Genomic DNA, 24242 nt, shown 5'->3' with positions numbered 1-24242 from the left:
ACCTGCCCGATACGAACGGCGTGCTCGGGGAAGAACGAGAGCCAATAGTCGAGAGGAGCGGTCCAGTCGATGTCGGCGAAGCGGTCGCCCTGATCGACGACGAGCCCTGGCGAACGGACTCTCTTGCCCTACTTCTCGACGACAAGCATCGCGACGCGTTCACACACGAGCTCGGAAAGCGTCGCGTCGGTCGCGGCCCGCTCAGCGTCCGTGATGTCGAAGAACTCGGCGATCAGTTGGGGATCGGCGGCCTCGCGCGTCGCCGTCAGATCGAGACACGCCATCGTCTCGATGACCTCACAGGCCGCGCGTTCGCGTTCGGTCGCCCTCTCGGCCCCGGCCTCACCCGGTCGGTCGCCCACCGCATGACAGACGATGACTGCGGGGGTTTGGCCCGGTGAAACGCCCATCTCCAGGGCGTCCTGAATCTGGCGGCGACCCGCCGCATACAGCAGGATCTCGACGCCGGGATCACGGGCGATCATCTCATCTCGCACGTGTGCGCGATCAGCCAGTGCACAGGCCCGCCGGAGATGTTCGCGACCGGCGACGTACCGCGCGTCGAACGCCTGAACCGCCACACCGTGTTCGTCCCCGATGGCGTCGAGTCGCTCCAGCACGCCGTCCAGGTCGTCGATCCGGAGTTCGCCCTCGAGGACCTCCATCAGAAATCACCCAGGCTGGACTGATCGGCCGGTTGCTCGTCTTCGGCACCGTCCCGGTCTCCGGATCCAGCGCCGTTCGCGGCTGTGAGTTCGTCACTCCCCGCCGCCGGCGTTACCCCATCCATCGAGGGGTCGCGATGGCCGGCGTTCGTCAGGATGTTTTCAGCGGTCTTCTCCCGGCCACGAAGCGCCCCTAACACGACCGCCTTGTCGGCCTCTCGGAGGTCCTCGCGAGACTCGATGCCGGCGGCGAACAGTCGGCGGGCACGTTTCCGACCGACGCCGCGGACGCCCGCGAGGTCGACCAGTTCCGCCCGGACGCCGTGTTCGACGCGCACGCGAGCCTCCCTGATCGCCGGCGTCACGTCCAGGCCAACTTCACCGGCGAGTCGCTCGGCGGCGTTGAGCAGCCAGGACGCCGTCTCGACCTTCCCGCGGATGTCGCCCGGCCCGACGCCGTAGCGCTCGGTGATCGTCCCCTCCTCGACCTCGTCGGCCCAGTCTTCGAGGAGTCGGGCGGTCTTCAGCGCCGACAGCCAGTCCTCGAAGCGACCCTCCTCGAACTCGCTGGGCATCGCGCCGAGGAACTCCGCTTCGCGCTCGTAGGCTTCCATGGAGTACTCCTCCTCGTCACCCGACCGGAGGTAGAGTTCGTACATGTCCGGCGTCCGGGAGACGAGGTGGTACAGCCCCATCGCGGTCGGCTGGGGGGTGTCGTCAGTGTCGTCGGACTCACCGATGTCGTCGCCCGCGTCCGACACCAGTTCGCTGGCCGGCTCGAAGCCCGGCGGCTCGTCGTCCCGCTCCCCGTCGTGGGGTGATCGAGTCGATCGCTCCCCGGCCGTCCGCTCGAACTCGCGCAAGCCGTCGAGCATCTCCGCCGCGCTCATCGGGTCGAGGTAGAGTCGCGAGACAGTCTGGCCGATGGATGTGGCCCGAAGGGTGCCGTCCGGATCGTCTTCGCGCGTGAGGAAGTCGTTGGCCTCGAGGTAGGCGATCACCTCGTCGACGACCGTCTCCAGGCGGCCGCCCTCGGTCGTCTGGCTGGCATAGAGCGTGGCCTCCAAAAAGTCGAGCAAGCCCGCCCGGGAGTTGGCGAACCCGGAGGCGACCGTCGAGAGGATGTGCGTCCGGAGCGCGGGTTCGGCGGCGAGTTTCGACTGGACCGGTTCGGGGTCGGCCCAGACGTAGCGCTCGAACAGTTCGTCGAGTTCGTCGTGGCTGCTCGCCAGCAGCAGCGCCTCGCCGTAGGGGTCCAGCCCGGGTCGGCCCGCCCGCCCCATCATCTGATGGACCTCCAGCACCGAGAGGGGCTGCATCCCGCCCGCCGTCCCGTCGTAGCGCCGCCAGTCCCGGACGACGACCCGCCGGGAGGGGGTGTTGACGCCCGCCGCCAGGGTCGGGGTCGCCGAAATCACTTTGACGAGACGCTCCTGGAACGCCTCCTCGACGAGCGAGCGGTGTTCCCGGGAGAGCCCGGCGTGATGGAAGGCCGCGCCACCCTCGACAGCGTCGGCCAGATCGTCGCTGGTCTCGGTGTCGCTGACATCGCGGATCTCCGCCGCGATCTCGGCGAGACGGTCGCGTTCGTCGCCGGAAAGGAGGGGATCGGTCGTTGATGCGAGCCGTCGAGCCGCGGCTTCGGCGTTTTTCCGAGAGTTGACAAATACAAGCAAAGAGCCACCCTCATGGAATGTGTTGGTGTTATCAACGTTATCAAGATCAAGCGAAGTGGTCGAGACTATAGATTTTAACAACCCGTCGTTAGCTAATTCTTTGACTCGACGACGACACTTTTCCGGTAATTTTCCGTGATAGAATCCAACCCCAGTCGGAATTAGTTCAGATAACTTTTGTACAGAGCGTGAATTGCCTGCGGCCTGGACTTCTTTTGCAACCTCGTTGAGTGTGTCTCTCTCAGAGGATGAGACGAAAGCCGTCGTATCTTCCGAAAGTCGAACAGCAATATCTTCTGCAGAGCCAATATCGTGCGTTATCGCGATGCCAAATATTCCAAACTCTTCACCAATATCATATTGAAGAGGATCGATACACAGATTTTGTATCTCTTCCTTTATTGACTGTTGATATTCCACTTGGGGGTCAAAAGTTCCATCAAGAGTTTCTTTTATCAGATTTCTCTTATTTTTGGGTACCTGTGCTAGATCCTGAATTTCACTAGATAAAGTGTCCCTGAGGATGGCAGCAGTTGCCTTCTCATTATCGTGGACTCGGAGTTCTTGCTGGCTGCCGTCTTCAAATTGCAACGCCTGCCCGTAGTGGACGCCCTTTTTGAGGTCGATGGGCCGCCAGGTCGAGTCGACGAGTTCGGCGTCCAGCCACTCGGCGAGCGCGTCGGCGTTGCCGATCGTCGCCGACAGCGCGACCGTCTGGAGATCCGGATTGCGCTTTCGAAGTTTGGCGAGCGTGACCTCCAGGGTCGGGCCGCGCTCGCCGTCGTCGACGAGGTGGACCTCGTCGGCCACGACGCAATCGAGGTCGTCGATCCATGGCGCATCGTTTCGCACGAGGGAATCGACCTTCTCGCTGGTGGCGACCACGACATCCTTGTCACCGAGCCATCCGCCGTCGCTCTCGTAGTTACCTGTCGAGACGCCGACCTCCAGGCCGTAGGCCTCAAACTGTTCGAACTCGGTGCGTTTCTCGCTGGCGAGCGCCCGGAGCGGCACGATGTAGAGCGCGGTGCCGTCAGTTTCCGCCGCGTGGTCTACACCTTCGTCGTCGCCGGCCTCATCGCCTTCCCCGTCGGTGATCGCCGAGAACATCGCGAGTTCGGCGATGAGTGTCTTGCCGCTGGCCGTGGGCACGCTCGCGACGAGGTTCGCCCCGTCGGTGACGCCACCTTCGACGGCCTCGGCCTGTGGTGGATACAACTCCTCGATGCCCTCCGCCTGCAGGTGCTCGGGCAACCACGCGGGTACCCCCGGAATGTCCGCAACGTCCATTGGGCATGTTTTGGGTCGGCCCCCGGTTTAAGGGTTCGTTCGTCGGCGGAGAGTCTTATGTATGGCCAGCCCCGAGAGAGGCCCATGCGCATTGAATTCGATCGGGAGACTTGCATCGGGATGTTCCAGTGTGTCGTCGAGTACGATGCCTTCGAACGGGACGAGGACGCCGGGAAAGCCGTGCTCGTCGATGGTGAGGAGACGGACGACGGCATGGTGACACTCGACGTGGCGGCGGACGAGGAACTCGACGCGAAGTTCGCCGCCCGGACGTGCCCGGTCGACGCGATCACGGTCTACGACGACGAGGGCGAGCAGTTGGTGCCGTGAGTTTGTAGAAAGCTATATTTTGTCGTGTCCGCTGACAACTCGTATGGCACCGACTGTTCCAATCATCGCGGAGACGAACGAGAAGCTCGAACAGTTGCAGGCCGAAATCGAGCGCGAGACGGGCCACAGCGTGTCGAAAAATGAACTCCTCGATCGGATGGTCGATCGGGCGTTCGAGTCGAAATCCGACCTGATCGAGTCGTTTCGAGCGGAATAATCGAGTCTGCAGCGGCCTGAACGCGTTCACTCGATCGTGAGTTCAGTCTTTTCCGCCACTTCGTCGGCTTCCTCGAAGTCGCCGCCGCCGAGCAGGCCGCGGGTGGCTTTCTTGCTCCATTCGACGGCCGGCTGGACGAACGCGTCGACGGTGTAGAGTTCGCCCGCGAGGATCGTCGCCGCCTCCATGCTGTACAGCAACTCGCCGATCGCCGCCTCGTCGACGCGGTCGATCTCGATGCGGACGTTCGGCAGTCCCGCATTCGCGAGGCTGGCCTCCGTCGCTTCGAACTCGGCGTCGATCAACTCGCCCAGCGTCGACCCGCCGAGATACGAGAGCCCCGCCAGGTCTGTCTCGGGAATCGTCGTGTCCGCCCGCTCTTTGGGTCGAATGAACGTGACCATCTTGTCGTGGGGGCCGGCCCGGTAGAGCTGGAGCTGGGAGTGCTGGTCGGTCGCCCCAAGCGCCCGGACGGGCGTCTGGCCGACGCCGTCCTTGCCGACGCTCTCGGCCCACAGCTGTGAGTACCATTCGGCGTAGGTTTCCAGGGATTCGGCGTAGGGCAACAGGACGTTGATGCCGGCACCGCGCTGGTCGAGCGCGTAGTTGACCGCGCCGTAAGCGTAGGCGGGCGAGTCGAACAGCGAGGGGCCGAGCGCGTCGTCGGCGTCACGGGCACCGTCGAGGATCGCCTCGATGTCGTGACCCTGCAGTGCGGCTGCCGCGAGGCCGACCGTCGAGAGTACCGAAAAGCGACCGGGAACGCCGTCAGGAACGGGAAGCGACGGCAGGTCGTGTTTCTCGGCGAGATCCCGGAGGTTGCCCTCCGGCCCGGTCGTGACCCAGGTTCGTTCGGTCCAGTCGACCCCTGCGTCTTCCATCGCCTCGCGCACGACGAGGAAGTTCGACAGCGTCTCGGCGGTCATTCCGGATTTGGAGACGACGTTGAGTGCTGTCTTCGAGAGGTCAATGTCGTCGAGATGATCGGCGACCCACTTCGGGTCGACGTTGTCGAGATAGTAGGCCTCAACGTCGCTGTCGAGAGCGGCCGAGATCGTCGCCGCGCCCAGCGCGCTGCCGCCGATCCCGACGTTGATGAGGGTCTCACAGTCCGCGAAGGGTTCGACGGCCGCTTCGATCGCGTCGACGTCGACGTTGTCGGGCTGGTTCAGCGTCGCGTAGCCGTGTTCGTCGTTCGCTCGGCCTTCCTCGATGCGGGCGTGGGCCGCGGCGACGCGATCGTCGAGTCGTTCGAGCGCTTCACGGGGAATCCCCGGCGTGGCGACCTCGGCGAGTGCGTTTCCGATGTCTACCTGCATATGAAGGCCATCCAGTGGCTCCCACCTACCTTTGTCGATCAGCGCTGGCGGAGCGGCTCGACTACTGCAATTCGATCTTGTGGACGAACGCCAGTTCGCGGATCTCGTTGAGCAGGTCGCCCGGCACGGCGTCGTCAGTGATGACGTACAGCCGTGGCTGGTCGGTGAACTCCGGGTCCTCGGTGATGACCTGCCGGATCGAGATGTCCCGGTCGGCGAGGAGTTCGGTCACGGTCGCGACGATGCCGGACTCCTCGGCCTCGCGGACGGCGACGGTCATCACCGCCAGATCCAGCACCGGCGCGAGATCCATCAGGCTCGGGATCGCCGAGATGTTCTGGAAGATCCGCCGCAACTGTGGGTCCTCCAGGATGGCATCAGTCGTCGCGTCGACGACCCGGCGGTCGACATCCACCTCGCGGGCGATGCCCGTGTTCGGGATCTCGATCCCGCCGGAGACGACCCGACCGTCGTCGTTGACGGAAAAGCCGCGTTCGAGCAACAGACGGATGACCCGCTGCTGGCTCGGGCTGTCCTCGAACTTTTCCATGATCGCTTCGAAGGAGGCGGACTGGTCGGCTGTCATAACTCCCCTTTCGTCGAGGGAGCGTCGGCGCGCCGGTCGTCGATCCGGGTCGCGTCGTCGAGTGCCCGGGCCAGCCCTTTGAACAGCGCCTCGACCTCGTGGTGGGCGTTTTCGCCCTCGACGCTCGCGTGCAGGGTGAGGCCGGCGTTCATCGCGAGCGAGCGCAGGAAGTGCTTCGCCATGACACTGGTGAACTCCCCGACAGTGGCCTGGGAGAATTCCCCCCCGAACTCGAAGTAAGGGCGGCCACTCACGTCCACGACGACGGTCGCGACGGCCTCGTCCAGCGGGACGCGCCGGTCGGCGAAGCGGTCGATCCCGCGTTTCTCACCCAAAGCCTCGGTGACGGCCTCGCCGAGCGTGATCGCGACGTCCTCGACGGTGTGGTGGTCGTCGACAGCGAGGTCGCCGTCACATCGAACGGTCAGATCGAACAGGCCGTGCGTGGCGAACGCATCGAGCATGTGGTCGAAGAAGCCGATCCCCGTCTCGATGGTCGACTCCCCGTCGCCGTCGAGATCGAGCGTCACCTCGATGTCGGTTTCGCCCGTCTCGCGGGTGACTGCGGCGGTCCGGTCGGTCATATCCGATTGCACGTCGGCATGGGTTAAGTGTCTACCTCACTCCCGCGATATCGAGACGGTCGTGCTATTCGGTGAGTCCGTCCCGGATCGAGATCGATCGCTGGGCGGCCAAGATCGTCGGCAGGACGCCGACCCCGAGCGCGAGCGGGAGCCACATCGCGAGCCGGATGGTTTCGGCCTCGGCGACGAAGCCCATCACCATCGGCACGAGGGCGAAACTGATCGAGGAGGCCGTCGCCGCGATGGCGTTGACCGGCGCGCTGTACTCGGGTGCGGCGTCCGTTCCGAACGCGACCAGAAGCGGATACACCCCCGAGACGAACACGCCGAGGGCGAACACCGCCGGGAACGTTGCCAGCCCGGAAACGACGAAAAAGGTGACGTAGAACAGCGGCAACACGCCGAGCTGGATCGCGATCAACAGCCGACTGTACGCAAATCGATCCGCGACGGCCGAAGACAGCAACCGACCGGGGATGTACGCCACGGTGAACGCCGACAGCAGGAGGTTCGATGTCGGCTGGCTCAGCCCGGCGGCCTCGATCCCGAAGGTCGGCAACCAGATGAACAGCGCGCCCTCGATCCCGGTGTGGAAAAACATCGCCAGTGCCATCGCCGAGATTTCCCGTGTCCGAAGGAGTTTCGCCAGCGCCGCCCGATCCAGAACGGCCTCACGGCCCTGTTCGAAGGGCAGGTCGAGTCGCCAGGCGAACGCAACCAGCGGGAGCAACGCGATGCCGAGTCCGAGATAGGCCAGCCGCCAGTCGCCGATAGCGATCGCGGCGGTCATCACCAGCGGCCCCGCGGCCGACCCGACCGCCCACGCCAGGTCGTAGATACCGAACGCCCGGCCCCGACCGTCGGGGTAAAGGTGGCTGAGGATCGGCCGATCGAGGCCGCGGACGACGCCGTCACCCAGTCCGCGGACCACGAGCACACCCAGGAAGATCAAAAACGTCGAGGCGAAGCCAAGGCCGACAATCGTGAGCGCGATGACCCCCAGTCCGAGGACGTACCATCGCTTGATGTCGAGTCGCCCCGCGACCACCCCGACGGCCGAGATCGCGATGACATAGCCAAGCGTGCCGGCCGGACTGAGCAGTCCAAGCAGCCCCATGCTAACCCCAAAATCGATGTGGAGTTCCGGGATGACAGCCCCGCGCATCTGGAGGCCGAGCCCGGAGAGGACAATCGCACCCAGAATGACGATGGTCCACTGACGGCGGAGGGCGGTTGGCGGGTCGTCTGTCACGCCTCAGAGGTCGGTTCGCGGCCGTGTTCAGTCCACCGGTCGCCCAGTCGACGCCCGCTATCGACTCATTCGACGGCCGCGATCGCGTCTTCGAGTGTGAACTTCCCCTCGTAGAGCGCGCTGCCGACGACGACCGCCGCCGCGCCGGTGGCTTCCAGGGCCCGGATGTCATCGACAGTCGCCACGCCGCCGCTGGCGATCACGGGGATGTCGACGGCCTCGACGACGCGTTCGACGGGGGCTGTCCGAACGCCCCCCAGTTGCCCCTCGACGTCGACGTCGGTGAAGAGGATGCCCGCCGCGCCCAGCTCGGCGTACCTGCCGGCGGCTTTCGCCGGATCGAGACCGGTCGATTCGGTCCACCCCGAGACGACGACCTCGCCGCCGCTGGCATCCAGGCTGACGAGCACGCTGTCCGGATGGGTCTCGCTGATCTCGGCGACGATCTCGGGATCCTCGACGGCGGCGGTCCCGAGGATGACGCGATCGACGCCCGCATCGAGGAGGGCCCGGGCGTCCTCGGCCGTGCGAATCCCGCCGCCGAGTTGGAGGTCGACATCGACGGTTGCTTGGATCGCCTCGATGGCGTCGGCGTTCGCACGTTCGCCCTCGAAGGCACCGTCGAGATCGATCAGGTGCAGGGTTTCCGCGCCCGCCTCGACCCATCGTTCGGCCGCATTGACGGGGTCGCCGTAGGTCTTTCCGGTGCCACGCTCGCCGCCGACGAGCTGGACGACCTGCCCGTCCTGCATGTCAACCGCCGGGATCACCTCGAAGTCAGGGAACATGTCCCTGGATCGACTGGCGCAGGCGTAAAGCGTGTCGGTCCGGCGGCTGAACCGTGAGTCGTAGCCGAACTGGCACTCGTTGCGCCCGTATCGCATATAAGTATCTCCCCATCGGATCCTGGGAACGGTGACCACCAATTGCGCTAACTCCTGCAGAGATGGGTTCTACCGCGCGAGACACCGATTTCGCCACGATAGAGATTTCGTGCTCGGGTAACCGAGAGTCGATCGAAACCCGCACGCTTATATAGAACCACAGACAAACATGCTATCGACTTATGAGCCAGCGAATGCAGGGACAGCCGATGATCGTCCTCGGCGACGATGCGGATCGTCTCAAGGACAAAGACGCCCAGAGCCACAACATTTCGGCAGCCCGCGCGGTCGCCGAGTCGGTCCGCTCGACGCTCGGACCGAAAGGGATGGACAAGATGCTCGTCTCCTCGATCGGGGACGTGACCGTCACGAACGACGGTGTGACGATCCTCGACGAGATGGACATCGAGAACCCGACGGCGAAGATGATCGTCGAGGTCGCCCAGACCCAGGAGGACGAGGCGGGCGACGGCACGACCACGGCCGTCTCGCTTGCTGGCGAACTCCTGAAAAACGCCGAAGACCTCCTCGAACAGGATATTCACCCGACCTCGATCATCCGCGGGTACGACATGGCAGCCAAGCGGGCCCGCGAAGAGATCGACGACATCGCGGTCCCGGTCGAGCCCGACGACGAGGAGATGCTCAAGAGCGTCGCGGCGACGAGCATGACCGGCAAGGGTGCGGAACTCAATCTGGACCTCCTCTCCGATCTGGTCGTCGACACGGCGCAGGCGGTCGCCGTCGAGGCCGACGACGGCTCGACGGTCGTCGATCTGGAGTTCGTCGACATCAAGTCCGCGCCCGGACGGCCCGTCGACGCCTCCCAGATCGTCCGTGGTGGCACCATCGACACGGATCCCGACCACGAGGACATGCCGAAAGAGGCCGAGGACGCCGACATCCTGCTGCTGGATGCGCCCTTCACCGTCAACGAGATGGAAAACGACGCGCAGTTGAGCGTCGACGACCCCGACCAGCTCCAGGAGTTCATCGAGCAGGAGGAACAGGCGATCCGGGAGAAGGTCCAGGCGGTCGCCGACGCCGGCGTCGACGTCGTGCTCTCGAAGAAGTCCATCGACGAGATGGCCCAGCACCTGCTCGCGCGCGAAGGAATCCTCTCGATCAGCCAGATCAAGCGAAGTGACCTCGAGTTCCTCAGCGAAGTCCTCGGAACCCAGCTCCACTCGAACCTGGACTTCGAGTCACTGTCGGCGGAGGACCTCGCCACGGGCGATATCTCGCGGGACCCCGAAGACGGGTGGTACGTTGTCGAAAGCGACGGCAACCACGGCGTGACACTGGTCATCCGGGGCTCGACCGAGCACGTCAGCGACGAGCTCGAACGCGGTATCACCGACGCACTCGACGTCGTCGCGGCGACGATCACCGACGGCCGCGTGCTGGCCGGTGGTGGCGCGACCGAGGTCGAACTCGCCGACCGACTCCGGGAGTACGCTGACGGCGTCAGCGGTCGCGAGCAACTCGCCGTCGAGGCGTTCGCGGACGCCTTCGATCTCATCCCGCGCGTCCTCGCGGAGAACGCCGGACTCGACTCCATCGACACGCTGGTGGAACTGCGTTCGGCCCACGAGAGCGGCGACGGTCACGCGGGGCTTGACGTCTTCGACGGCGATGTCGTCGATACGTTCGAGGCTGGCGTCGTCGAACCCGCACACGCGAAATCCCAGGCAGTGAGCAGTGCGGTCGAGGCCGCAAACCTCGTGCTCAAGATCGACGACATCATCTCGGCGACCGCGCTGGGCGAAGACTACGAGGACGAGGACGACGGCCAGGGTGGCGGCATGGGCGGTATGGGCGGCGGCATGGGTGGCATGGGCGGCATGGGCGGCATGATGTAGGAACTGCCCGGTTGCAACTCGCCAAAACCAGACTTCGATTCGCTCTTTTGACGAACGGACGACACCCGTCGAAGGAAGGTATCCGCGGAGAGTAACGCGTCCCCCAAAGATCGACAAACGGACACTCAGTAGTAACGCTTACAATACCAGATCGCACCGCCACTGAGGAGCGCAAACACCCCGAGGCCGAACGCATTCATCGCCGAAACGACGTAGACCGCCGAGTTCGGATCCAGCACGAACAGGTACGGAATCATCAATAACAGGAAAAACAGCGAAAAGGCGAAAATGTAGAAAAACTGCATCCGGCGATCACAGATTTCCACCATGAACATCGATGGCTCGTCCGTCATTGGTGTGGCCTCCCAACAGCGTTCAGGCGAGCGGACATACTAAGCACTCTTGGACGCCGCTGAAAAAACGTTTCCCTCCCGATCTGCGGTGTGCTGAGACGGATCTTCGATCGCCGAGTCGACGCTGCATGCCCTCGTCAGTTCCCAAACTGGATTCCTGGATTGATTGGCTCTTACGCGCGCGCATACGTTCGTGATAGTATTGTGAAGAAATAGTACGCCATTTCTATGAACGGGCCGACACATATTGAACGAACAGCACTACTGAGAATGGGTTCCGAGTTAGGGGTTGGCCGAACGGAAGCGACTCCCGGGAGAGAACGGGATGCATCACGGTGCCCCGTGGTTTCGTTATCGTAGAATCGGGCTGAAATTATAATGGAAAGTTTTATTAATGTCTGATTGAGAATATCGTACCATGCGGAGACCCAATAATCCGCTGGATGAACTGTCCAGACGTAAATACGTTCAGGCAATTGTCGCAGCCAGCGTCGCCGGTGCCGCTGGTTGTTCCGACGACTCGGGGGAAAATACCGACGGACCCGGAGGCAACGGAAACGGCAATGGCAATGGCAACGGCAATGGTAATGGCAACGGCAACGGCAATGGCAACGGCAATGGCAACGGGGATGGCCAACAGCCTGTCGACGAGGTGTTCACCGTCGTCGACAACAACATTCCCGAGCAGGCCAACATGTCCACCTGGCAGACGGGGGACCGCTCCACCGGCATCAACTGGATGACGGAGATCACGTCGGCGCGGACCCAGGGGCTCAACATCATCATCGACGGGCACACCTACGAGATGCCCCACGTCGATGGCGTCGAGGAGGTCGAGATCCCGACGCTACTCACGGACTATACGGTCGAGCCCCCGTATGACATGTACAACACCTACAACCAGGACATGTACTACTGGGACGAGGAAACGAACATCGACGCCGAGGCCCGGGTGACACACGACTACGTGTACTACGGGTACGATGGGAACATCTTCGCCTCGGACGTCTCGTTCGCCAGCGAGGCTGTCGATCAGTTCCGGCGTCACTTCTGGTACGAGGACGGCACGCGTCGACTTGAGCCGCGCAACTCCAACGCGCCGACGGGCGAGTCCGACCTGCCCGACGACGGGACCAACGCGTACGTCATGGAGACCGACACGGTCGAAGGGGTCGCCCAGACCGAGGCCCAGCCGATGCACCCGGCGTTCACCACGCCGTACGCCGAGCGGTACGCGGACGCCGCGGACTCGGACGCCGTGACGACGATCACCGACGAGCTCGAAGGCGACCGCGTCTCCATGCAGCGCTACGCCGACGAGGGCTGGGGTGGCAGCGTCTACAAGATCCCGTCCGCCGACGCCATCTCCGGGACCGACGCAACCCTGACCCTGCGGGACAACCATCCCAACGAGCACATCAACATCCCAACACTCCGCATCCGCTTTGCGACCGAAGACCGTGCACAGGTCATGCGGGCGCGTGGTCAGATCGATCTCGAGAACGGCGTCCTGCCGATGTCGACGGGGAACATCAACCGGAACTCCGTGCCTGACTACACCCAGGAGATCGCCCGCTGGCTCCAGATCGGTGGGGACCAGCTCATCTTCAACTTCAACAACAAACACCTCGGTCGCCTGTGGGTCCGGCGTGCGGCTGTCGCCGCGATCGACTGGAACCAGGTCGGGGCCAACGGATGGGGTCCCGAAGTCTCGGAAGCCAACCCCCACCACGTCGGCACACTCGAGTCCGTCGCCGAAGGGAACTTCTCCGACGAGTTCCTCGATCAGATGTACTCCTACCCGATCGAGGCCGACCAGGAACTGGCCGGCCAGTGGATGCGCCGGGCGGGCTACGAGAAACAGGGCGGCTCGTGGGTCGGCCCGGACGGCGACCGAGTCGACTGGAACCTGTCGTTCAACTCCGGCGAAGCCTCCTGGATCGGCGGCGTCCAGACCGTGATGGCCAACCTGGAGGACTTCGGCCTGGGCGTTACGCTCGACGGCAACGCCTGGTCGACCTACACCTCGCGGCTCGACTCGCCGAGCTACGACTACGACATCGCGCTGCAGTGGGCGAACTTCCAGACCATCACCGGCGCCTACGACTACCAGGGCGCATGGTGGTCGAACCCGCTGCTCAAGGGTAGTCCTGACGACGCCCCGTACTACGACATCACGGATGACGACGAAGTCGACGGGCTGGGTCGGCCGGTCCAGGAAGCCCCGATCCCCTCGGAGCCCGGCTCGATCGAAGCGCCGGATGGCGCTTACAAGATCCCGGACAGTATTCCGGGCGGCTCGGAGACCTACGACATGAAGGAAGTCGTCGAAGGTCTGCGTGAGCCCGGGATCACCATCGAGCAGGTTCGCGAGCGCGCGCAAGTTCCGGCCAGGTACTACAACTACTACCTGCCGAACTTCGTGTTCCACTCCTACTACAACGGCGTCTTCGGCAACGTCCGGGATCACAACTTCCCGCCGGCGGACCACGACGTCTGGGGCTCGACCAAGGAGTACGGATCGCGCAACTACAGCGTCCTCACCGGGATGCCACAGCTGAAGTACGACTCGGACTACCCCGACCCGCCCGCGGATCACCGAAGCTAAGTCCCGCCTGACACCCGGTCAGGTTCGGTACCGACCGACTGATTTTCGATCGCAAGCGTTCGTTTTTCCCACGTTCGAACCCCGGTCTCGGCGCTCAGTGGACCGACGTAACGGAGACAAAAAGCGACAAGGACTGCCCCTTACCGAACCCGTGTTGTAGAGTCTTCCGTCAAGGACACAACGTCCTCGACCACAGCCCGGACAGCTGGGGCCTCGATCACCGGTTGGCGAGCGCGTCGACCGCAGCCTCACGGACGAAGCCGATGTCGTCCTCGCGAAGCTCGGCCAGTCGGTCGCTCACGCCGGCGACGGCGTCGGGATTACGCTCCGCAGCCAACGCCAGCAGCGACGCGGCGCTCGCCCGGACGGCCGGTGACTCGTGATCGAGGAGGTCGCCGAGGGCATCGGTGGCGTCGAGGGCGGCCGACGCGACGGCGTCCGGGGCCGCGGGACTGATTCCCGTGAGAGCCTGACTGGCGCTGGCCCGGACCATCGTTGCGTCGTCGTCGAGGCGTTCGGCGACCCGATCGACGTGCTCGGCCACGGGTTCGGGGTCGGCCTTCGCGAGTGCGACCAGGGCGTCGAGGACGACCGCCCGGATTTGGGGATCCGGGTCCGCGAGTAGCTCACAGAGGGTACCGACGGCCGGCCGGACAGCATCGGGATCGGCGGCCGCGACTTCGTAGATCGCGTGGCCGGCGGCCTGTCGGGCGTCACGGAGACGCTTGCGGCCTTCGTCGGCCATGTCGTCGACCCGCGAGCCCATGTCCGGGGCACGTCGACGGGCCGACGCGTCGACCGGAACCTCGACGTCCGCACTCGAGTCCAGCACCGCGAGGAGCCGGTCGGTCACGGGTGCGACGGCGTCGGGTCGCTCCATCGAGACCAGGCCGAGAAACCGCACGGCGTGGGTACGGGCGTGGCCGGCGTCGGCGTCGAGGAACGAACGCACGTCTTCGACGTAGTCTGCACAGGCTGCAGGATCGGTCCGGGCCGCCTCGAGCAGTGCCTCGAGGGCGTTCCATCGGACGATGGGGTACTCGTCCGTCAGCAGGTCGGCAAGAGTGTCGCTCTCGTCGAGAACAGTGTCGCCGGGGAGTGATCCCGCGAAGATGGCACTCGCGCCGGCCCGAACCTCGCGGTCAGTGTCCGTAAGGAGGTCGGCGATCGACGCCACACGGTCATCAAGCACTGACGGGTCCCGACCGGCAAGGATCTGAAGCCCGTCGAGGCCGTACCGACGGAGCGTCGGATCGTCGGCCGAGAGCATGGCACCGAACTCTGAAGCGTCCTCGGGATCCGGATCCGATCGGTTTTGTCGAAGGAGCGTGGTCGCGCGCTCGCGTGGGTCGTCAGTCATCAGTACCACGTTGCGGTGCCCACCCGAAAAACGGTGTCGCTCGAATCGCTGTGTCGAGGGTTCGCGGTGAGAATTCCATTCCTATCCCTGAATGACATAATACTTCAGATTGGAATTGGACACAGTAAAAGGGATTCGATGACGGAAAATATAATAGGACGAATTCACCATATACGTTCAGAGTATGGGTTACTACATCAACCGTATCGCACAGGCGGTTATTACAATGATCGCCGGGATGTTCGTTACGTACGCGTTGTACCGGTTCATGCCCGGAAGTCCGCTGGACGCCATCATCGCGGACCTGATCCAACAAGAGTTGGGCGGTGGATCGGGGGGAGTCAACCCACAGGAGATCGCCCGGCAGGCAGAACAGTTGACCGGGATCAATCCTGATGAGGGGATCATCGAGGGGTTCATCGGGTATAGCACTGACATCGTCCTCTATCAGAACTTCGGGCAGTCCATCTTCTATAACAGGGGGGTCTTCGACATCCTCTTCCGGGCGATGCCGTGGTCGATTTTCATCAGCGTCTACGGTCTCCTGCTCGGGTACACGGCGACGATCGTCATCGGCGCCATCATGGCGTGGTACGAGGGGACCAGGATCGACTCGGGGCTGGTCGCGTACGTCCTGACGATGAACTCCATTCCGTACTATGTCATCGCGGTCGTGATGCTCGTGTTCCTGGGCTACGAGTGGGAACTGCTTCCGACCGGTGGCCGGTACCCATCGAACGCGACGCCGGGCTTCAACCTCGAATTCATGATTGGAATGGTGCGACACGGGGCGATGCCAATCCTCTCTAGCTTCGTCGTCGGGTTCGCGTCCGGATCGCTCAACATGCGGGGGAACGCGGTCCGGATCATGGGGTCAGACTTCATCCGGTCGGCGGAGATCCGGGGGATCGGCGTCAACCGAATACTGACGCGGTATCTCACGCGGAACGCGATCCTGCCGATCTACACCGGCATGATGATCGGGATCGCACGGCTGTTCAGTTCGAGCGTCATCACCGAACAGATCTTCCAGTACATCGGGCTCGGGTACTACACGTTCGAGGCCCTGATCCAACGGGACTACCCGCTGTTGATGGGATCGTTCCTGTTTTTCACGTTCATCACCATCCTCGGGATCCTGTTCGCCGACCTGACGTACGGGCTGATCGACCCGCGTGCCGGAACCGGTTCAACACGGGAGAGCTTCTAACATGACTGATAACGACTCTGAACTGCGGACGGACGGTGGCACGGCCGAGGAGATGATCTTCGGAACCGGCGAGGATATGGAGGCGGCAAGGATGTCGACGCGTGAGCGGCTCACGCGGTTCGCCGACCGGTACATCCTCGCGCCGCTCCGGATCGGATGGAGCGACTGGCGGACCCGGGTCGGTGGCCTCGGATTGCTGTTTTACATCTTCCTGGCGACGGCGGGCGTCGTGCTGGTCGACCAGCCGGAACTCAACGAGGGGCCGCGATACCAGGGTGCGTTCGTCGACTGGAGTGTGCCCTTCGGGACCAACAATCTCGGAGAGTCGATCTTCGAACTGATCGTCCATGCCACCCCGGCGATGCTCAAGATGGCCGCAGGGGGCGCACTTATGACGGTCGGCGCGGGCGTCCTCGTCGGCTTCGTCGGCGGATACAAGGGCGGTCTCGTCGATCGGGTCATGATGACGATCACGGACATTCAGGCGGTCCTGCCGGGCCTCCCGCTGATCATCGTGCTCGCGGGGATCTTCTCGCCCAGGGAACCGTTCATCGTGGGTGTCGTCCTCGCGATCGACACGTGGCCGGGGCTGGCACGGGCACTACGGTCACAGGTATTGACGCTCCGGGAGGAGGACTACATCGAGGCAGGGCGAGCACTGGGGCTGTCTTCGGCGACACTGATCAGACAGGATCTGATCCCGAAGCTCGCGCCGTACATCCTCGTCAACATGGCCGGCGCGGCCACACAGGTGCTGAAAGCCTCTGTTGCGCTTTACTTCCTGGGCGTCCTGCCGTATTCGACGCTCAACTGGGGCGTGATGATGAACAACGCATACGAGACTGGCAACGCGGTCTCACAGATCGGCCACGCCGGGCACTGGCTGTTCTTCCCCGCAGCGTTCCTCTCGGGGATGACGTTCGTGCTCGTGTTGTTCGCCCAGGGGCTCGACAAGGTGTTCAACCCGCGGCTGCGTGCCCGGCACGCACAGACGACACCTGACGAGGAAAGCGAGCCCCAGTCGAGCGGTGAGGTGATGTAAGTGTTGGAGACGACAACGGACGGATCCGATCGGGGCGTACCGGAGCCGAGTAACGTGAGTTGGAGGTGCTAAGTATGGCAACCGAAGAACCGACGCAGTACGGCCGACAGGTATCGACTGAGGACCACATCCTCGAGGTCGAGGACGCGACCGTGCGCTTCGACTTGGATCGCGGACAGTCGACGGTACTGGATCACGCCAGCCTCGACATCCGCCGCAACGAGATCATCGGAATCGTCGGCGAGTCCGGGTCCGGGAAGTCGATGTTCGCCGCGTCGCTGCTCGACGTGGTCGAGGATCCCGGCTTGCTGACTGGCGAGATTACCTACTACCCGGAGAACCCGAAGACCCTCCCGCAAGGGATCACGACCGACGCCGACGGCGCGGTCAAGATCCTCGACCTGAACAAAGAACAGAAGCGGCGCTACCGATGGGAGGAGGCCGCGATGGTCTTCCAGGGCGCGATGAGTTCGTTCAACCCCACCATGAAGATCGGGGCCCACTTCAAGGAGACCATCCGCGCGCACAACGCGGATTTAGACGAGCGAATGACCCACGCACGGGACCTCTTCGACGCGTTGCACCTCGACGCGGACCGGGTGTTCGGGTCCTACCCCCACGAACTCTCCGGCGGGATGAAACAGCGCGCGCTGATCGCGCTCAGCCTCGTCCTCGAGCCGGAGATGCTGGTGATGGACGAGCCGACCGCGGCCCTGGACATGCTGATGCAGCGCTCGATCATCGCAATGTTGCGGGAGCTCCAGGACGAGTTCGAATTGACGATCCTGTTCATCACCCACGACCTGCCGCTGGTGGCCGGGCTGGCAGACCGGCTCGCCGTGCTGTACGCCTTCGAGTTCGTGGAGGTCGGCTCTGCCTACAAAGTCCTCAAGAACGCGTCCCATCCCTACACCAGGGCACTGCTGCGTTCACTGCCGAGCATCGACTCGGTCGTCGAAGAGATGCAACCGATCGAGGGGGCGGCTCCCGACCCCGTGAGTATTCCATCGGGGTGTCGGTATCATCCGCGGTGTCCGATCGCCGACGAGCAATGTACCGTCGAGGACCCCGATCTGATGGACGTCGAGGACGAACAGGTAGCCGCATGCTTCTATCCGGAAGAGTCGCGAGAGACGATCACGTATTCGCTTCACTCAGGCGTCGTAGAGGAGGACATGTAACATGAGCGAAACTGAATCAGACGAACCACTGCTCTCGATGGAGGACGTCGAGGTACACTTCAAACCCGGCGGCGTTATCGAGAAAGCGCTCTCCGAGGAGATCGTTCGGGCCGTCGACGGAATCTCCCTCGAAGTCGAGGAGGAGGACATCGTCGCACTGGTCGGCGAGAGCGGGTGTGGCAAAACCACGCTCGGGAAGGCCGCGATCGGCCTCCAGCGACCGACCGGCGGTTCGATCAAGTACCGTGGCCAGAACATCTGGAAGGCGAAGGACCGCTCGAGCGACGCCAAGATCTCGAAGGACGAGATCCAGCAGGCGTTGCAGATCATCCACCAGGACCCGGGGAGTGCGCTCAACTCTTCCCGGCGCGTTCGGGCGACCCTGGCTGACCCACTCAAGCGGTGGCGCAAGGAACTCGGCCCCGACGAGCGCCTCGAGACGATCTATCACTTCCTCGAGTACGTCGGGATGACGCCGGTCGAGGACTACGCCGAGCGGTTCCCCCACCAGCTCTCGGGCGGCGAACAACAGCGGGTCGTCCTCGGGCGGGCGCTGTTGACGAATCCCGACCTCGTGCTCGCGGACGAGGCGGTGTCGGCGCTGGACGTCTCCCTGCGCGTCGAGATGATGGACCTGCTGCTCGAACTCCAGGACATGTTCGGGACCTCGTTCGTGTTCGTCTCCCACGACCTGGCGAACGCCCGCTATCTCACGAAGAAGTCCGACGGCCGCATCGCCGTGATGTACCTCGGCGACATCGTCGAAATCGGTGATCCCGACGAGCTCATCGAGAACCCGACCCACCCCTACACGAAGGTGCTGCGGTGGTCGACGCCGCCGGCCGACCCGGACGTGGCCAGCGAGACCATGCACATGCAGCCGCCGGTCCGCCGGATCGACATCCCCGACCCCGCAGATCCGCCGGAAGGCTGTAAGTTCCACACCCGGTGTGAGCACGCTCGCGAGGTGTGTAAACAAGAGGACCCGGACCTCTACGACGCCGATGGCACCGATGCGAAGTGCTTCCGGGCGCTGGACAACCACGAGTACTGGCACAGTGAGGAACTCACGGATCGCGAGGAACTCGGCTTCACCTCAAGCCTGGACGAGGAAGAGCCGGCGGACGACTGACGTCGACGGGCGGTATTTTTTGTCTCGCCGTTTGTGGATGTAAAAACAGATTTATAGCCGTCGAGTGGCCTCTCTATAACATGGCACAACAGGCTGGCGACCCGACGCTTTCGGTACTCTCAGAGGAGTCCCAGCGCATCGACGGCAAGGACGCGCGTTCGATGAATCTCACGGCCGCCCGGGCGATGGGCGAGGCCGTCAGGACGACGCTCGGTCCGCGAGGCATGGACAAGATGCTCGTCGACTCGACGGGCGACACTGTCGTCACGAACGACGGCGTCACCATCCTCGACGAGATGGAGGTCGAGCACCCAGCGGCCAACATGGTCGTCGAGGTGGCACAGAGCCAGGAGCAGGAGGTCGGCGACGGCACCACCTCGGCGGTGATTCTCACGAGCGCGTTGCTCGACGCGGCCGAGGACTTGCTTGAAAACGACGTGCACCCGACGACGATCACCGCCGGGTTCGAGCAAGCGGGCGACCACGTCGCGAGTGTCCTCGACGACCTGGCGATTGATCTCGACGCCGAGGACACGGAGACGCTCGAAGCGATCGCCTCGACAGCGATGACCGGCAAGGGGGCCGAATCCGAGAAGGACCATCTGACGACGCTGGTCGTCGACGCCATCCGGGCGGCGGTGCAGGCGGACGGCACGGTCGATCGCGACGCCGTCACGATCAAGACCTTCGCGGGCAGCAACCTCGCCGATTCGCGGCTGATCGAAGGGGTCACCGTCAGCAAGAACCCGCCACACGACGCGATGCCGACGGACCTCGCCGAGGCCGACGTACTGGTGTACGAGGGAGAGATCGAAGTCCCGGAACTCGAGACCGCGACCGAGACCCGCGTCTCGGACTTCGAGGAGGTGACCGAGTACCTCGATCAAGAGCAGGCGGCCATCCAGGAGGACGTCGAGGCCATCCTCGAAACCGGGGCGGACGTCCTGATCACGGAGGGCGGGATCGACGATCCGGCCCAGAAACTGCTTGCTGAGGCGGACATCCTGGCACTGCGCCGTGTCGACGACGAGGACCGACGGCGACTCGCCGAGGCGACCGGTGCGTCGCGGATTTCGGACCTCGAAGCCGCGACACCCGAGGATCTAGGACGGGCCGGGGAAGTCGGCCAGGAACGGGTTCGGATGCCGCTGTGGCGCGGTGACGCCCGACCCGAGCGGATCACGTCCTTCACCGACGTCGACAGCGTGGCCGGGACGATCGTCCTCCGGGGCGGGACCGAACACGTCGTCGACGAGGTCGAACGCGCACTCGAGGACAGCCTCGACGTGCTCGCGGCGGCCATCGAGGACGGCGAGATCCTGCCGGGGGCCGGAGCGGTCGAGATCGAACTCGCACTCGCACTCGAGGACGCGGCCGACGGGGTCAGCGGGCGCGAGCAACTCGCCGTCGAGGCCTTCGCCGACGCGCTCGACATCTCGCCGCGGACGCTCGCGGAGAACGCCGGCCACTCCCCGATCGACGCGCTCGTCGACCTCCGCGCGCGCCACACCGACGGCGAGGTGAGCGCCGGAATCGATGCCGAGAGCGGCGAACTCATCGACGCAGCCGCCGAGGGAATCGTCGAACCCCGCCGTGTGAAGGCGACGGCGTTCGACGCAGCGATCGAGGCGGCACGGACGATCCTCCGGATCGACGACGTCGTCTCCGCCGGCGATCTCTCGACGAGCGGCGACGACGACGGCGGCGCACCCGGAATGTAGCGCCGTCGAGACACCACTCGGTTCTGTCGTCGACCTGCGGTTTCGACCGTTTCTGTGGGAGTGGCTCGGCCGGACTCCACAAGATACAAATACTCGATTACGTTTGTTTGAACTATGGTAGAGATTCGGGCACTCAACTCGGCCAGGCAAGAAGCGAGTGGGATCCGGATGGTATTGCTGGCCGTCTGGTACTGGATCAGCAGTCACGTCTCGCTCACGATCGCCATCTTCGGCGCGCTGTTGATGGTGATCGGAGCAGCGGTTCTTCAGGGTCCGGGGGCAGCGCCAGGAGTGTACGAGGCACCGTTGCAGAACATCATGGCAGGGATGTTCGGTGTGTGGGGCTTCTCGTTCATCCTGCTGGGACTGTTCTTCGACATCATCCTCCGACTCCTCGGAGTCTGGCAGCAGCGACAGGCGTCGAAGGTCTGACTGAGCGCTTTCGAAACGGTAGGCACGTTTTCTCGCCCGTTGATCGACAGTTTTGCCCCGAGAACCGTCACCACGCTTAACCCGATCGTTTTCGTACCCGGACGGTATGACTGCCTTCACGGGACCGACCGAGCAGCATCGACGGACCCGCCGCCTCGAAACGGGCTGGCGATTTCACCATGGGGACGCCGAGGGGGCAGCCGACCCGGACTTCGCGGACGACGACTGGCGTCCCGTCGAGGCCCCTCACGACTGGAGCATCGAGGGACCGTTCGATCCGGAGAGTCCGGCCGGCAGCGCGCAGGCGTTCCTGCCCGGTGGCGTCGGGTGGTACCGCCGCGAGTTGCCGAGCGACGTCGAAGGCGAGACCGTCTACCTTCGCTTTGACGGCGTCTATCGCGACAGCGACGTCTATCTCAAGGGCGAGCACGTCGGCAACCGGCCGAACGGATACACGAGTTTCAATCACGACGTCAGCGGGGTCGAGGGTAGCGAGACACTCGCCGTCCGGGTCGACAATACCGACCTGCCGAACTGCCGGTGGTACTCCGGGTCGGGTATCTATCGACACGTCCACCTGATCGAGACATCTGCGCTGCACGTGGTCCCGTGGGGCACAGACGTCCGCACGCCGGCCGTGACGGAGCGTCGTGCCAGGGTAGACGTCCACACCGAGGTGGCCAACGACGCCGAGGAGGCGGCCGTCTGTACGCTCTCGACGACGGTCTACGACCCGGCGGGCGAGGTCGTCGCCGAGGCCGCGACCGAGCAGCGATTCGCCGCCGGACAGCAACACACGTTCGAGCAGGAACTCGCCGTCGCGGAGCCCGCGTTGTGGTCGCCGGAGACGCCCGAACGGTATCACGTCCGAAGCGTCGTCCACCGCCAGGACCCGGACGGGACGGCGGAGACGACGGGCGAACCGGTCGACGACTACGTGACGCAGTTCGGCATCCGGACGGTCACGTTCTCGGCCGACGAGGGGGTGTTGCTCAACGGCGAGTCGATGAACCTCAAGGGAGTCAACCTCCATCACAGCGCCGGTGCGCTCGGGGCCGCCGTGCCCGAGCGCGCGCTCGAACGCCGACTCGAAACTCTGGCAGCGATGGGGGCGAACGCCATCCGGACCGCCCACAATCCGCCCCAGCCCGAGCTACTGGAACTCTGTGACCGGATGGGCTTTCTAGTCATCGACGAAGCGTTCGACAAGTGGCGTCACGAGAAGACCGGGAAATTCTTCGAGGAGTGGTGGCGCGAGGACCTCGCAGCGATGATCCGCCGGGACCGCAACCACCCGTCGGTGATCGCCTGGAGCGTCGGCAACGAAAGCTACGACCACGGCGAGGCGGAGATGCTCGACGATCTGGAAATGCTGGTCGAGGCAGCCAACGACCTCGATCCGACGCGGCCGGCGACCTACGGCAGCCCGGCCTGGGGCGACGGCCACGAGGGGATCCTCAAGAACGCCGAGGCGGTCGCCGAGCGGGTCGATCTCTTCTCGGGCAACTACATGGAACACCACTACGACGACCTCCGCGAGCGGGGCGTCGACGTGCCGATCGTCGGTTCGGAGTGCCGGCCGTTCTTCCGTGGGTCGGGCGACGATCCGCTGGCGTTCGTCCCGCCGAACCCGTGGTTCGACGTCGCCGAGCGCGACGACGTTGTGGGGCAGTTCATCTGGAGCGGCTTCGACTATCTCGGAGAGGCGCGCGAGTGGCCGAGCAAGGGCTGGCCGACCGGCTTGATCGACACCTGCGGCGTGCCCAAGCCCCCGGCCGCCTTCCATCGGAGCGTCTGGAGCGACGAACCGATGGTCGAGATCGCGGCGTTCGATCCTGCTCGCGAGCGCGCGCCGGCCCGACCGGCGTGGTCCTGGCCGGCGCTCGCCGGTCACTGGACGTTCCCCGACCGCGAGGACTCCCGCGGGTTCGTCCACGTCGTGACGTTCACCAACGCCGAGACGGTGACGCTCTATCAGAACGACGAGCGCCTCGGCGTCCAGCACCTCGCGGACAACCCCGACCACATGATCGAGTGGTACGTCCCCTACGAGTCGGGGACGTTGCGGGCCGTGGCGGAGACCGACGGCGAGGTCGTCGCGACTCACGAACTCCAGACGGCGGGCGATCCGGCCCGGGTCGAACTCGATCCCGACCGCGAGGCCATCACGGCCGACGGGCAGGATCTGGTGTACGCCGACGCGCGGATCGTCGACGACGACGGCGTCGTCGTGCCGCGGGCCGACCACGAGATCGAATGCTCCGTCAGCGGCGCTGGCGACCTCGCCGGCGTCGACAACGGCGACCTGGCGAGCAACGAGTCCTACACCGACTCCCGGCGGTCGGCCTACCACGGAACGGCGCTGGCGATCGTCCAGGCTGATCGTTCGCCCGGCGAGGTGACGATCACGGCCGACGTCGAGGGCCTCGAGGGCGACGAGGTGACGATCCCGGTTCAGGCCCCGGAGTGAGCGTTCCTGTCTTCCGGACTGATCCGAAACCGTCCGGTCTGTCCATATTGATTGCGTGGTATTGTGTA

Annotated in this window: 20 protein-coding genes; 11 read left to right on the top strand and 9 right to left on the bottom strand. The window is 64.3% G+C overall.

From position 1 onward, the window contains the following. Positions 1-128 precede the first annotated feature (128 nt). The gene (gene cgi121, locus HUTA_RS10425; protein ID WP_015789868.1) at positions 129-665 is read right to left on the bottom strand and encodes a KEOPS complex subunit Cgi121; all 537 of its coding nucleotides are present in this window, start codon (positions 663-665) and stop codon (positions 129-131) included. After that, positions 665-3631 carry a DEAD/DEAH box helicase gene (locus HUTA_RS15925; protein ID WP_015789867.1) on the bottom strand — a complete coding sequence of 989 codons (2967 nt, stop codon included), beginning with the start codon at positions 3629-3631 and terminating at the stop codon, positions 665-667. The genes cgi121 and HUTA_RS15925 overlap by 1 nt, the downstream gene beginning before the upstream one ends. Before the next feature lie 84 nt (positions 3632-3715). Between HUTA_RS15925 and HUTA_RS10415 the strand changes: the two genes are divergently transcribed. Beyond that, on the top strand, positions 3716-3961 hold the full coding sequence (locus tag HUTA_RS10415) for a ferredoxin (protein WP_015789866.1): 246 nt from the start codon (positions 3716-3718) through the stop codon (positions 3959-3961). Between the two features lie 43 nt (positions 3962-4004). Next, a complete protein-coding gene (locus HUTA_RS15630) occupies positions 4005-4178 on the top strand; it encodes a hypothetical protein (RefSeq protein WP_015789865.1) in 174 nt (57 codons plus the stop codon). Between the two features lie 26 nt (positions 4179-4204). Here HUTA_RS15630 and HUTA_RS10410 read toward each other — a convergent pair whose 3' ends face one another. The 5 genes from HUTA_RS10410 to hisA all read right to left on the bottom strand — a co-directional run bounded on the left by HUTA_RS10410 (position 4205) and on the right by hisA (position 8707). Further along, positions 4205-5497: a hypothetical protein gene (locus tag HUTA_RS10410; protein ID WP_015789864.1), complete on the bottom strand. Its 1293-nt coding sequence runs from the start codon at positions 5495-5497 to the stop codon at positions 4205-4207. Positions 5498-5558: 61 nt separating this feature from the next. Then, entirely contained in the window at positions 5559-6083 is a 525-nt protein-coding gene (locus HUTA_RS10405; RefSeq protein WP_015789863.1) for an amino acid-binding protein, read from the bottom strand. Beyond that, positions 6080-6667: an imidazoleglycerol-phosphate dehydratase HisB gene (hisB, locus tag HUTA_RS10400; protein WP_015789862.1), complete on the bottom strand. Its 588-nt coding sequence runs from the start codon at positions 6665-6667 to the stop codon at positions 6080-6082. Before hisB ends, HUTA_RS10405 begins: the two co-directional genes overlap by 4 nt. Before the next feature lie 64 nt (positions 6668-6731). Further along, positions 6732-7919 (bottom strand): MFS transporter, encoded by a 1188-nt coding sequence (locus HUTA_RS10395; protein ID WP_015789861.1) that lies wholly within the window; start codon positions 7917-7919, stop codon positions 6732-6734. A gap of 65 nt (positions 7920-7984) precedes the next feature. After that, positions 7985-8707 (bottom strand): 1-(5-phosphoribosyl)-5-[(5-phosphoribosylamino)methylideneamino]imidazole-4-carboxamide isomerase, encoded by a 723-nt coding sequence (hisA, locus tag HUTA_RS10390; RefSeq protein WP_015789860.1) that lies wholly within the window; start codon positions 8705-8707, stop codon positions 7985-7987. A 290-nt stretch (positions 8708-8997) separates the two neighbouring features. Between hisA and thsB the strand changes: the two genes are divergently transcribed. Beyond that, positions 8998-10665: a thermosome subunit beta gene (gene thsB / locus HUTA_RS10385; protein WP_015789859.1), complete on the top strand. Its 1668-nt coding sequence runs from the start codon at positions 8998-9000 to the stop codon at positions 10663-10665. A 125-nt stretch (positions 10666-10790) separates the two neighbouring features. On the opposite strand, the gene HUTA_RS10380 is transcribed toward thsB, so the two are convergent. Further along, entirely contained in the window at positions 10791-11018 is a 228-nt protein-coding gene (locus tag HUTA_RS10380) for a hypothetical protein (protein ID WP_015789858.1), read from the bottom strand. Between the two features lie 418 nt (positions 11019-11436). Between HUTA_RS10380 and HUTA_RS10375 the strand changes: the two genes are divergently transcribed. After that, on the top strand, positions 11437-13626 hold the full coding sequence (locus tag HUTA_RS10375; protein WP_015789857.1) for a periplasmic substrate-binding domain-containing protein: 2190 nt from the start codon (positions 11437-11439) through the stop codon (positions 13624-13626). Positions 13627-13843: 217 nt separating this feature from the next. Here HUTA_RS10375 and HUTA_RS10370 read toward each other — a convergent pair whose 3' ends face one another. Continuing rightward, a complete protein-coding gene (locus HUTA_RS10370; protein WP_015789856.1) occupies positions 13844-14986 on the bottom strand; it encodes a hypothetical protein in 1143 nt (380 codons plus the stop codon). Between the two features lie 184 nt (positions 14987-15170). On the opposite strand from HUTA_RS10370, the gene HUTA_RS10365 reads away from it, so the two are divergent. From HUTA_RS10365 to HUTA_RS10335, 7 genes are all read left to right on the top strand, one after another. Then, complete coding sequence (locus HUTA_RS10365; protein WP_015789855.1) at positions 15171-16196, top strand: ABC transporter permease; 1026 nt, start codon at positions 15171-15173, stop codon at positions 16194-16196. A gap of 1 nt (position 16197) precedes the next feature. Beyond that, positions 16198-17238, top strand: a complete 1041-nt coding sequence (locus tag HUTA_RS10360) for an ABC transporter permease (protein WP_015789854.1) — start codon at positions 16198-16200, stop codon at positions 17236-17238. 74 nt (positions 17239-17312) lie between these two features. Continuing rightward, complete coding sequence (locus tag HUTA_RS10355; protein WP_015789853.1) at positions 17313-18419, top strand: ABC transporter ATP-binding protein; 1107 nt, start codon at positions 17313-17315, stop codon at positions 18417-18419. Position 18420: 1 nt separating this feature from the next. Further along, on the top strand, positions 18421-19551 hold the full coding sequence (locus HUTA_RS10350; RefSeq protein ID WP_015789852.1) for an ABC transporter ATP-binding protein: 1131 nt from the start codon (positions 18421-18423) through the stop codon (positions 19549-19551). An 80-nt stretch (positions 19552-19631) separates the two neighbouring features. Next, positions 19632-21272 (top strand): thermosome subunit alpha, encoded by a 1641-nt coding sequence (gene thsA / locus HUTA_RS10345; protein ID WP_015789851.1) that lies wholly within the window; start codon positions 19632-19634, stop codon positions 21270-21272. Positions 21273-21386: 114 nt separating this feature from the next. Further along, entirely contained in the window at positions 21387-21704 is a 318-nt protein-coding gene (locus HUTA_RS10340) for a hypothetical protein (RefSeq protein WP_015789850.1), read from the top strand. Between the two features lie 106 nt (positions 21705-21810). Further along, complete coding sequence (locus HUTA_RS10335) at positions 21811-24174, top strand: glycoside hydrolase family 2 TIM barrel-domain containing protein (RefSeq protein ID WP_015789849.1); 2364 nt, start codon at positions 21811-21813, stop codon at positions 24172-24174. Positions 24175-24242 lie beyond the last annotated feature (68 nt).

This window comes from Halorhabdus utahensis DSM 12940, from assembly GCF_000023945.1.
GTDB classification, from domain to species: Archaea; Halobacteriota; Halobacteria; order Halobacteriales; family Haloarculaceae; genus Halorhabdus; species Halorhabdus utahensis.
This window is presented reverse-complemented; position numbering and strand designations above follow the sequence as displayed.

Coding starts and splice junctions, on each gene's coding strand:
- cgi121 (WP_015789868.1), bottom strand. CDS start 665: ATGGAGGTCCTCGAGGGCGAACTCCGGATCGACGACCTGGACGGCGTG.
- HUTA_RS15925 (WP_015789867.1), bottom strand. CDS start 3,631: ATGGACGTTGCGGACATTCCGGGGGTACCCGCGTGGTTGCCCGAGCAC.
- HUTA_RS10415 (WP_015789866.1), top strand. CDS start 3,716: ATGCGCATTGAATTCGATCGGGAGACTTGCATCGGGATGTTCCAGTGT.
- HUTA_RS15630 (WP_015789865.1), top strand. CDS start 4,005: ATGGCACCGACTGTTCCAATCATCGCGGAGACGAACGAGAAGCTCGAA.
- HUTA_RS10410 (WP_015789864.1), bottom strand. CDS start 5,497: ATGCAGGTAGACATCGGAAACGCACTCGCCGAGGTCGCCACGCCGGGG.
- HUTA_RS10405 (WP_015789863.1), bottom strand. CDS start 6,083: ATGACAGCCGACCAGTCCGCCTCCTTCGAAGCGATCATGGAAAAGTTC.
- hisB (WP_015789862.1), bottom strand. CDS start 6,667: ATGACCGACCGGACCGCCGCAGTCACCCGCGAGACGGGCGAAACCGAC.
- hisA (WP_015789860.1), bottom strand. CDS start 8,707: ATGTTCCCTGACTTCGAGGTGATCCCGGCGGTTGACATGCAGGACGGG.
- thsB (WP_015789859.1), top strand. CDS start 8,998: ATGCAGGGACAGCCGATGATCGTCCTCGGCGACGATGCGGATCGTCTC.
- HUTA_RS10380 (WP_015789858.1), bottom strand. CDS start 11,018: ATGACGGACGAGCCATCGATGTTCATGGTGGAAATCTGTGATCGCCGG.
- HUTA_RS10375 (WP_015789857.1), top strand. CDS start 11,437: ATGCGGAGACCCAATAATCCGCTGGATGAACTGTCCAGACGTAAATAC.
- HUTA_RS10370 (WP_015789856.1), bottom strand. CDS start 14,986: ATGACTGACGACCCACGCGAGCGCGCGACCACGCTCCTTCGACAAAAC.
- HUTA_RS10365 (WP_015789855.1), top strand. CDS start 15,171: ATGGGTTACTACATCAACCGTATCGCACAGGCGGTTATTACAATGATC.
- HUTA_RS10360 (WP_015789854.1), top strand. CDS start 16,198: ATGACTGATAACGACTCTGAACTGCGGACGGACGGTGGCACGGCCGAG.
- HUTA_RS10355 (WP_015789853.1), top strand. CDS start 17,313: ATGGCAACCGAAGAACCGACGCAGTACGGCCGACAGGTATCGACTGAG.
- HUTA_RS10350 (WP_015789852.1), top strand. CDS start 18,421: ATGAGCGAAACTGAATCAGACGAACCACTGCTCTCGATGGAGGACGTC.
- thsA (WP_015789851.1), top strand. CDS start 19,632: ATGGCACAACAGGCTGGCGACCCGACGCTTTCGGTACTCTCAGAGGAG.
- HUTA_RS10340 (WP_015789850.1), top strand. CDS start 21,387: ATGGTAGAGATTCGGGCACTCAACTCGGCCAGGCAAGAAGCGAGTGGG.
- HUTA_RS10335 (WP_015789849.1), top strand. CDS start 21,811: ATGACTGCCTTCACGGGACCGACCGAGCAGCATCGACGGACCCGCCGC.